The organism is uncultured Christiangramia sp. (genome assembly GCF_913046405.1).
In the GTDB taxonomy this organism is placed as follows: Bacteria; Bacteroidota; Bacteroidia; order Flavobacteriales; family Flavobacteriaceae; genus Christiangramia; species Christiangramia marina.
In genome coordinates this window covers 1-10562 of sequence record NZ_CAJWRQ010000101.1, presented here as the reverse complement: position 1 = coordinate 10562, position 10562 = coordinate 1, and the positions used below count along the sequence as shown (strand labels likewise).

Annotated in this window: 9 protein-coding genes and 1 pseudogene; 2 read left to right on the top strand and 8 right to left on the bottom strand. The window is 39.8% G+C overall.

All coding sequences use genetic code 11. From position 1 onward, the window contains the following. The 7 genes from QZ620_RS11910 to xrtF form a co-directional block, all read right to left on the bottom strand. Positions 1–1238 (bottom strand): efflux RND transporter periplasmic adaptor subunit (locus QZ620_RS11910; protein WP_295181916.1); only part of this gene is annotated, 1238 nt, incomplete at its 3' end. Positions 1239–1242: 4 nt separating this feature from the next. After that, positions 1243–1650: a TolC family protein gene (locus tag QZ620_RS13895; RefSeq protein ID WP_366935466.1), complete on the bottom strand. Its 408-nt coding sequence runs from the start codon at positions 1648–1650 to the stop codon at positions 1243–1245. 39 nt (positions 1651–1689) lie between these two features. Next, positions 1690–2505: a TolC family protein gene (locus QZ620_RS13890; protein ID WP_366935465.1), complete on the bottom strand. Its 816-nt coding sequence runs from the start codon at positions 2503–2505 to the stop codon at positions 1690–1692. Positions 2506–2592: 87 nt separating this feature from the next. Next, a complete protein-coding gene (locus QZ620_RS11900; protein WP_295181913.1) occupies positions 2593–6327 on the bottom strand; it encodes an efflux RND transporter permease subunit in 3735 nt (1244 codons plus the stop codon). 86 nt (positions 6328–6413) lie between these two features. Beyond that, positions 6414–6806, bottom strand: a complete 393-nt coding sequence (locus QZ620_RS11895; RefSeq protein ID WP_295181911.1) for a hypothetical protein — start codon at positions 6804–6806, stop codon at positions 6414–6416. 116 nt (positions 6807–6922) lie between these two features. After that, on the bottom strand, positions 6923–7360 hold the full coding sequence (locus tag QZ620_RS11890) for an exosortase F system-associated protein (RefSeq protein WP_295181908.1): 438 nt from the start codon (positions 7358–7360) through the stop codon (positions 6923–6925). Beyond that, positions 7357–7905, bottom strand: coding sequence for an exosortase family protein XrtF (xrtF, locus tag QZ620_RS11885; protein WP_295181906.1), 549 nt, complete (start codon positions 7903–7905; stop codon positions 7357–7359). Before xrtF ends, QZ620_RS11890 begins: the two co-directional genes overlap by 4 nt. A gap of 89 nt (positions 7906–7994) precedes the next feature. On the opposite strand from xrtF, the gene QZ620_RS11880 reads away from it, so the two are divergent. Beyond that, positions 7995–8450 (top strand): GAF domain-containing protein, encoded by a 456-nt coding sequence (locus tag QZ620_RS11880; RefSeq protein ID WP_295181905.1) that lies wholly within the window; start codon positions 7995–7997, stop codon positions 8448–8450. Positions 8451–8749: 299 nt separating this feature from the next. Here QZ620_RS11880 and QZ620_RS11875 read toward each other — a convergent pair whose 3' ends face one another. Then, positions 8750–10006: an ABC transporter permease gene (locus tag QZ620_RS11875; RefSeq protein WP_295181904.1), complete on the bottom strand. Its 1257-nt coding sequence runs from the start codon at positions 10004–10006 to the stop codon at positions 8750–8752. 146 nt (positions 10007–10152) lie between these two features. Between QZ620_RS11875 and QZ620_RS11870 the strand changes: the two are divergent. Further along, positions 10153–10562: pseudogene (locus QZ620_RS11870) on the top strand (bifunctional phosphoribosylaminoimidazolecarboxamide formyltransferase/IMP cyclohydrolase PurH); the annotation flags it as partial.

Sequence of the window (10562 nt, the reverse complement as noted above, 5' to 3'; positions counted from 1 at the left end):
GAATTCGCTTTGGATCCACCGTTCATCATACTATTCTTTCCCTGAAGCTGAGCTGCAGCGTCTACGGTAAAGGTTCCATTGGTCACAATCTCAGTTCCACTTTCGAGTCCGCTTAAAACCTGGTAAGTTTCTCCTGATGAATTTCCCAGTACAACTTCCCGCATTTCGAAAACCGGCTCGGTAGAAGAAGTTTTTACATATACCAGTGAGCGTTCTCCAGTCCACATTACAGCTGTTTTAGGCACTTCAAGAGTTTCGGTGTTTGCAGCCTGCTCCATTTCAACCTCTGCTTCCACAAACATGCCTGGTTTGAGTTTATTTGATTCATTGTTCAAAATCACCCGGACTTCAACCGTTCTGGAATCTGTGTCCAGAATAGGATCGATAAAAGATATTTTACCGCTTAGCTTTTCATTTTGCAGGGCATTCACTGTAATATCCAAAGTCTGTCCTTCTTCCAGGTTACTAATCTGGGATTCGTAGGCATCAAAAACCGCCCAGACAGTGCCAAGGTTAGAAACCTTTAATATCGGCATTGCATCCTGAATATGCGAGCCTTCCTCCACCATAATCTCGGTAATAGTTCCGGTAACATTCGAATGTACAGGCCAATTGGTTCTTACATTCCCGGTTTGGACGATCTCATCTAGCATCGCATCGCTTATCATCCAGTTATTAAATTTCTTACGTACCGCATTATATAGCTGAGGCTGGGAGTTTTTTAATTTCGCAGCTGTAATTAATTCCTGTTGGGCAGCCACAAGTTCAGGAGAATAGACACTGGCAACAATTTGCCCACGCTTCACCATTTCTCCGACTGTTTTAACGTAGAGCTTTTCTATTCTGCCATTGAAATGAGCAGGCATTACCGCTTTCTTATCTTCATTGATCTCGATCTTACCAGAAAGAGAAATCTTTCCTTCCATGCCGCTTCCCTTACCCACAATAGTAGTTTGAATATTCGCCAGTTTCATCGCGTTATCTGTGAGACTAAATTGATTTGCTTCCAGACCTTCCGAAGAATTTTCAGCGGGAATAAGGTCCATCCCGCAAATAGGACAATCTCCGGGCTTAGGTTGCATGATCTGAGGGTGCATAGAGCAGGTCCACATAGACTCCGCTTCAGAAGTTTCATGATCATGATCGCCTGAAGCTTCTCCAGAATCACTTCCGAAGAATAAATAGCCAAGGATTAGTCCGAAAATCAGGATTCCAATATATATCAGTATTTTTTTCATCAGCTTAATTGTTTGTAGTGAGATATTGTACGACAGCATCTTTTTTATACCAGTTGCTCACGGCTTCTATAAGACTCATTTGTATTTGTAACTGTATTTCCTGAATGTCCAGCACGTCATCAAAATCGATTGTCCCGGTTTCATACTGCTTCAGCAATAACTCCTCTGCATTCTTTGCCTGGGAAAGATTATCTAGCTGAGTTTCATACTTAATCCTCGCAGCTGCACGTTCGTTCAAAGCAGTTTGTAATCTAGTATTCAGTTCATTCAGTGTATTGGCTCGTTCTAAATCTATCTGTTCCAGTTTGAGGTCGTTTTGCCTGCTAACGGACTTATATTTTTTATTGAAAACAGGCACAGAGAAAGAAAGCATTGGCATAAAAATATCCTTCCCATTATCTGGAACCACCATATCCTGTCGCTCCTGAACGCTTATATAATCGAGTCCAAATCAAAATTTTGGAGCAGATTCGAGTTGATTTAGTTTTTCTGAAGTTTTTACGCTTTCTGAAAATCTATTATAGCGCTGTAGCTCGGGATGTAATTGCAAACTTCTATTATCTGCTCGCTGTGGTGGTATAGAAATCGAATCTCTCCATTCTAAGTATATGCTATCTTCGGAATCTAAAAGGTTCGTAAACTCGTTTTCCAATGCTTCGGAATTTAGCTGAATGTCCCTGGACTTTTCCACTAGATCATTTTGTCTCATTTTAAGCCGAAGGACTTCTACGGCAGAAGCGTTGCCGACTTCAACAGAATTTAAAGCCATAGTCCTGTAAACCTCTAATAACTCCACATTTTGCTCAAGAACTTCCATCTTCTCCTTTACTTCATATAGTTCGAAATAGACCTGGGCAACATTTAGCATCAGCTGTCTCCTCGCGATCTCCAGTTCCGCTTCCTCGATACTTACTAAAGAGCCAGAGTAATTACGCCTGGCGTTAATAGTTCCAAACCAAGGCATCATTTGTCGTACAGAAAGTCTCAATTTTTGAGCTCCCGTCCTTGTTTCTGGTTCACTCACAAAATAACCAACTCCAAATTCAGTATCAGACAGCGTATTCGCTTCCTTGATTTTTTCTGAAGCAATCTCTACAGATGAATTCATCGACTGGATTGCTGGATTGTTATCTAGAGCCTGCTTTTGATAATCCCTTAATTGCTGGGACTGCAATGAGTGGAAAGTAAAAAGTGAAACGAAGAAAATCGTTATTAATATCCCATCCTTACACATGCTTGAAGTATTTCTAATTCTTTCTGCTTTCATCTTAAATAATGTTAGACCTGCTAGTTTTAATGGAGACCATCAGGATTACTGGCAATTCTTTATTTCTGATAATACTTACTGCCATGATTAACTTTTAAGTCTTTTAATTTTAGCTTCCTGCCTCCAGCTAAAGAGCACCGGCACTACAAATAGAGTAATTAAGGCGATCAACATTCCACCAAAAGCAGGAATTGCCATTGGGATCATAATATCACTCCCACGCCCAGTCGAAGATAAAATAGGAAGTAAAGCCAGTATTGTAGTGGCTGTGGTCATTAAACAAGGTCGAATTCGCTTCTCCCCGGCTTCAATAACAGATTGCCGAATTTCCTTTTTATTATCTGGAGAATTGGCTTCGAAGGTCTGAGTAAGATAAGTAGCCATCACTACGCCATCATCTGTAGCAATGCCAAAGAGCGCAATAAAGCCAACCCAAACGGCAACACTTAAATTGATCGTTTTGATCTGAAATAACTGTCGGAAATTTTCTCCAAAAAGACTAAAATCCATAAACCATTCCTGCCCGTATAACCAGATCATCAGGAAACCACCACCAAAGGCAACCGCAATTCCCGCGAAAACCATTAGTGACGTGGATACAGATTTGAACTGGAAATAGAGAATAAGAAAGATGATTAGTAAGGATAATGGAACAACAATAGAAAGCGTTTTTTCGGCTCTCACCTGATTCTCATAATTCCCGGTGAAACGATATTTGATCCCGGCTGGAACATTGAGTTCTCCAGAATCAATTTTCTGCTGAAGGAAGGCGGTGGCATTCTCTACAACATTGGTTTCAGCAAAACCGTCCAGTTTATCGAACAGAACATAGCCGGTAAGGAATGTATTTTCGCTTTTAATAACCTGCGGGCCCTGCTCGTACCTAATTTCCACAAATTCTCCCAGCGGAACGGGCGATCCACCTTCCACTGGAACATAAATATCCTTGATATCTTCTGGACCAGCTCGCAATTCTCGCGGGTATCGTACCCGAATCCCATAACGCTCACGACCTTCTACGGTCTGGCTTAGATTCATTCCTCCTACGGCAACCTGTAAAACCTGTTGTACATCATCTATCGAGATGCCGTACCTGGCCAGACTTGCCCTTTTAATATCGATTAGTAAATATGGTTTGCCTACAATTCTATCGGCAAATACTGCCTCATCTTTCACTCCTTCGACCTGCTTCAATAAATCTTCAAGTTTCATCCCAAAATCCTGAATCTGTTTTAGATCCTGGCCCTGCACTTTAATTCCCATTGGCGCGCGCATTCCCGTTTGGAGCATGATCAAACGGGTTTCTATTGGTTGTAATTTTGGAGCAGAGGTGACTCCGGGTAATTTCGTTACTCTCGCGATCTCATTCCAGATGTCATCAGGCTTTTTAATCTCTGGTCTCCAGTTTCTGAAATACTCTCCGTCATCATCGGCAATTAACTGTTCAGGTCCAAGCTTCAGAGGTTCGCTTACCAGTGAGTCAGTATAATTTTCTGGACTTTCTAATTCTGAATTAGGATTAGCTGCCAGTTTTCCGTTTTTCAGCATAAAGATTCCAGCATCATTAACTCGAAATTTTTGTTTCTCTCCCGCAGCGTCCTCCATATATTCAGATTTATACTGAATAATATTTTCATACATCGAGAGCGGTGCAGGATCCAGGGCAGATTCGGTTCTTCCGGCTTTTCCCACCACAGTTTCAATTTCAGGAAGACTTGCTACCGCCATGTCCAGTTGTTGTAAAACTCTTTTATTTTCTTCAACTCCAGAATGCGGTAGAGATGTAGGCATTAGTAGAAATGAACCTTCATTTAGGGAAGGCATGAATTCCTTACCGGTATTCTTCATAATAAAAAATCCGAGGACAATTATTGCGATTGGAATACTTAGAAATAAAGCTTTGTTTTCCAGCGTCCAGGTTAAAATGCTTACATAATACTTTTTGAAGTAATAGAATACCGCCAGTAAGCCGAAACAAATAACAGAAACGAAAAACAGGTTCAGCAAAATGTTATTCTGAAGCCCGAGTGGTCTCCAGTAAACGGATAACAGAAGAATGATCGTTAGTACTGAAATCGCAATCTTCAAGAACTTACTTTGCTTTTCGTCGATCTTATCTAATTTCAGAATTAAGTCTACTAATCCAAATGCTATTATTGCCAGGCCTATCCAGTATCCTAGAGCAATCGCTACGATACCTGCCAGGATCAATAATCCGGATACTACGAAATTTAATTCTTTCCGAATTTTCCTCTTCTTGAAAAGTACGGCAGCAACTGGCGGAATCAGGAATAGCGCTACCAAAATAGAAGAAATTAAGGCCATTGTCTTTGTAAAAGCCAGTGGACGGAATAACTTTCCTTCTGCCCCTACCATCGTGAAAACCGGTAGAAAACTTATGATCGTGGTAAGTACAGCTGTTAAAATAGCTCCTGAAACTTCAGCAGTGGCTTCGTAAACCAGTTGATTTATAGGCCGGTCATCCTTCATATCCAGATGCCTGATAATATTTTCAGAAAGAATGATTCCCATATCCACCATTGTCCCTATTGCAATTGCGATCCCGGATAAAGCCACAATATTAGCTGCTACGCCAAAAAGTTTCATAGAGATAAAGACCATCAGGACCGCAACCGGTAATAATCCTGAGATCAGGATCGAAGCTCTTAGGTTAAAAACCATGATGATGACCACCAGGATGGTAATAAGGATCTCCATAGTTAGAGCTTCATTCAGGGTTCCAAGAGTCTCCTGGATCAATTCTGTTCTATCATAGAAGGGAACGATAGTTAGTTGGGATTCGGTGCCGTCCTGCAAGGTTTTAGAAGGAAGACCTGAACTAATTTCGTTAATTTCAGCCTTGACATTATTGATCACCTCCAATGGATTGGCGCCATAACGCGCTACCACGACTCCTCCAACAACTTCAGCACCTTCTTTATCCAGAATTCCGCGACGGGAAGCTGGTCCTATAGATACATTAGCAATATCACTAATCTCTATAGAGGTGAAATCTTTGGAAGTCACCACAGCATTTTCAATGTCTTCTACAGATTTTACGTAACCAAGGCCACGAACCAGGTATTCTGCCCGGTTGATTTCCAGAGTTTGCGCTCCTATTTCGCGATTACTTGCCTTGACCGCTTTTACAACCTCATCAAGACCAATATTATACTGTCGCATGAGCTCAGGTTTTACGTCAACCTGGTACTCCTGGACATATCCACCAATACTGGCTACTTCTGAAACTCCGCTGGCTCCTGAAAGCGCATATTTCACATAATAATCCTGAATACTTTTCAATTCCTGAAGATCCCAGCCTCCGGTAACATTTCCATCCTTATCACGGCCTTCAAGAGTGTACCAGAATATCTGACCTAATCCTGTAGCATCGGGACCTAAGCTTGGGTTCACATCTGCCGGCAGTAAATTTTCCGGGAGTGAATTAAGTTTTTCAAGAATTCTGCTTCTGCTCCAGTAAAATTCTACGTCTTCTTCAAAAATGATATAGATGCTGGAAAAACCGAACATAGAAGAACTACGAATGGTCTTCACTCCTGGAATCCCAAGTAAACTGGTAGTAAGGGGATAGGTGATCTGGTCCTCAATATCCTGGGGAGATCGTCCTTTCCATTCAGTAAAAATGATCTGTTGATTTTCACCTATATCGGGTATGGCATCTACCGCCACTGGATCATTTGGTAGTAAACCGGTATCCCAGTTAAAAGGTGAATTAACAATACCCCAACCAATAAACATCACCAGGAATATAAAGGCGACGAGTTTATTTTCGATCAGGTATTTGATGCTTTTATTCAGCATTATTCAATAGTTAAATTAGAAATAGCGCATACAACGCAAAGAGCCACTGCAAGAAACTGAGTGGTAGAAATTCTATAACTTAACTATCAAATAAGAAAGACCTGGTCTTCCAACTGTATGTTGGCAACCAGCAAGGGAGGAGAATAATCTTTAAAAGGAATGATCTGTTTTGGTAAGCTTTCAAACAGATTGATGTAGGAATACGTAAATGTGGTAATGAATAGTTGCTGATGAAAATCGAAAGAATCGAATGAAATCTTCAATTCATCCTGACCTTCAACTTCAATCTTTTCATTGGTGCAACAATGAGTTTCATCCTCGGCATTCATCGACATTCCGCAGGTTTCTGCTTTTGAAAAAACAGCCTGATCAACCAGGTGACTTCCGCAGAAATGTTTATCTACAGTAAAAGACATCGTAGATAACATGACTATAAAGGCCATGCTCAAAGAAATCATATGTCGTAAAAGTTTTTTCACAGATTACAAAAGTACAAAATTTTGAACATCTACGGTTTACTACCTGATCTTCAAATATAAACAGCGAATGTAAAATCTAAATTCCAGACTGGATTGCAAAATTCAGGATGAAACTTTCAAATTTCTTTTTTACTGATCCGGTAATAATAGAACGCAGGAAGAAGGATGAGCAGGAATAATGGATGAATAAGAAATCTTCTTATATAGAATAAGGCGAGATAATGTTCTCTTTCGATGTTGAGGACAAGAAATATAAAAGCGCTTACAGCTCCCAGATATAGCAGGGCGTAGAGTATAACCGAGAATTTGAGCATGCTCCTGTTCTGAAAAGCGATATAGATGATTCCCAGTGAGATTGCACTATTAAGCGCATAGCGTATACTGAGGTGAATCATAAGTTCTGCCATGTTCATAGGCGGAATAATACCCAATAGATAATCTGACCTGAAAAACGCTATTAATGGATCGTAGAATAGACTATCTTCAAAAAAACGTATTGCTGCAAGTAGCAAAACCATGAAGCTAATAAGAATTATCTTATATCTTTTCTTCATGCTTTTTTGTATTTAGTGAAGATTCGTATCCATACCAGCCAGAGGAGGAAAACCATTCCGTAGATCGCTAATGGAAAAAATACGGTGTGCATAAAACCAGAATATTGCGGGTACTCAAGTATACTCACAGAGAGTATTACGATTCGTAAAATATTCGTTGCATAGATAAGAGCGGCACCTGCAAAAATATAGATTAGAGTCGTGGAGGTTTTTCCAAAGAATGCCAGAATAAAGGAGGTGAATAGTATAATGATACTTGCTGAATTGCAACCCTCAACTATACCGGCTAGAAAATAACCTTCCACCATTAGTTTCATGGATAATCCTGTATAATGCATCACCACCTTTACGTTGTCGTAACCAAGAGCGTGCATTACATCTCCACTCTGGTAGGCCACCAGTCTTGTGAGTGCATCGGGTACAGGCTGAGTTTGCTCATAAAACAAAAGAAATGCATTGTAAGCGCTGGAAAAAAGGAAATAGCTTCCCAGGAATACAAATATAAAACGCAATACCGTTCTGTATTTCTTGATGAGTTTCAGCAAAGTAGCGACTTGGTTTTTAACAAATTTATAGATTTAGGCTCCATGCTTTACACAGCAAATTGAATACTTTTGCACCAAATATTGTTAATATGAATTTTCAGGAATTAAAACCACAAGTAGAACAGATTCTACAGGACTCGAATATTGATGTCAAACAGCGAATGACCCAGGTTTGCGAACTATTGGAGCAAAATATAAGTTATTATGACTGGGTTGGATTCTATTTCAAGAATGGAAATAAAGAAGAATTAAAATTGAAGGCATTTGCCGGGGAGCCAACAGATCATGAGATCATCCCATTCGGGAAGGGTATTTGCGGACAGGTAGCGGTAAGCAATCAGAATTTTGTTGTACCCGATGTAAAAGCACAGGATAATTATATAGCCTGTAGCATTAATGTAAAGGCAGAAATTGTAATTCCCTTATTTGTAAATGGTGAAAATGTTGGGCAGATCGATATTGATAGCCACACAGCCGATCCTTTTACTGCGGAAGATGAAGAATTCCTGGTTTGGGTGAACGAGAAAGTAGCAGAGATCCTATAGGTTACTATTAAAGTTCAAAATAAAAAAACTCCTGATCTCTCAGGAGTTTTTTTGTTCTTATATCGTGTTCAAAATTACATCTGAAGTGCGATAATAAAGAAAAGAAATGCAAAAAATCCTACTAATTGTAGTATAGATAGCAGGTAATTCTTTTCGATCTCATTTCCCATTTCCATAGCTTTTTGTTTTGAAATTACATAAGCTATGTCTTCGATATCAGACCTTTAACTAACTTTAATTTTTTTTAGAATAATTTATGTGAAATATGTTCTGAAAATCGCTTTCCGCTAAGATAATATTTACATCCCGGTGCGAATTGCTTCCACAGGATCAAGTTTTGAGGCCGACATTGCCGGGATAATTCCCGAAACCAATCCTATAATTGCCGAAACCAGTGTACCAATGAACATATTATACGGTGAAAGGACAAATTCAAAATCACCGGTAAACTGTGATGCAACGATTGAAACCAGCCACACAAAGAACAATCCTACCAATCCTCCAATCACGGAGAGTATGACAGCTTCAAATAAGAATTGAGAAAGAATAAATTTGTTTTTAGCTCCCAGAGATTTCTGTATACCAATAAGGTTGGTTCTTTCTTTGACACTAACAAACATAATATTCGCAATTCCGAAGCCTCCAACCAGTAAAGAAAATCCGCTAATCACCAAACCAATGATATTCAGCTGGCCTGTAATATTGTCTACAAATTCAGTAAGACCCTTTAGCTCATTAACGAAAAAGTTGTTGATCTCTCCGGGCTTGATTCCGCGCATATTCCGAAGGTTTTGTTCCAGTAAGGCGATAAATTCATCGCTATCTGCTCCACTTTCAGGCTTCATCACCAATTGTGGAAATACCGTTCCCTTCGTAGTTCCGTAAACCAGTCGGGCAAAGTTCGCAGGCACAAAAGCCTGACCATCTCTGGAACCGGTAAACAAGGATTGCCCCTGTTTCTTCAAGACTCCAATGACTGTTGCTCTACGTCCAAAAATTCGTATTTCTTCACCAATTCCATTCGAACCACCAAACAGCGTTTGCGCTACTTCATGCCCCAGAACAACAACCCCAGATCCGCTTACAGATTCAGATTCGTTAAAAAACCGTCCTTCTGCGAGTTCCAGTGCTTCAATGTCGTAATATTCATGAGTAACTGCTCCTATATCCACACCACTACTGGTAACATCCTGATATTTGATCGCAGCTCCTCCAGGAATTCCCAAAACAAAACTAATATTATCAAGATCGGGTAAGCTCTTCTTTAGATTCTGGTATTCCTCATAAGTTACATCTGGAAACTGCTGACTCTTCCATCTGGGTATATCGCTAGGTCCAAATTTAAACCTCATCACGATCACCGTACTATTGTCAAGTGAACTCAAACTTCCGGTAATATCCTTTTTTAATGAATCTACCGCTGCAAGAACTGCGATAATGGAGAAGATACCAATGGTCACCCCAAGTAGGGAAAGAAAGGTTCTAAGCTTATTATTAGTAAGAGCGCTAATCGCAAAATTGAAGCTCTCTTTAAGTACCCGTAAATAGATCAGCATAATTTAAAATCTGCTATTAACTCATGAATTTAAGATAGGACGCAGGATCCAAATTTTCGTTACAAAATTTATCGATAATTCATTAGTTGCACTTTTAAATTTTTCGCTTTATTGGTTACTTTTGCAGCTTTAACAAACACAACACAATGAGCGAATTAAAACAAGCAAAGTCTGCTTTAATTTCAGTCTTCAGTAAAGATGGTCTTGAACCTATCGTGAGAAAGCTGGATGAGCTGGGCATTACCATTTATTCCACTGGTGGAACCGAGAAATTTATCAAGGATCTTGGAATAGAGGTGGTTCCTGTTGAGGATGTTACTTCCTACCCTTCTATACTGGGTGGCCGGGTAAAAACTCTTCATCCAAAAGTTTTTGGAGGAATTCTTAATCGTCAGGATCATGAAGGTGATGTAAAAGAACTGGAACAATATGAAATTCCTCAGATAGACATTGTGATTGTGGATCTATATCCTTTTGAGAAAACAGTTGCTTCAGGCGCTGCGGAACAGGATATTATAGAAAAGATCGATATTGGAGGTATTTCTTTGATTAGAGC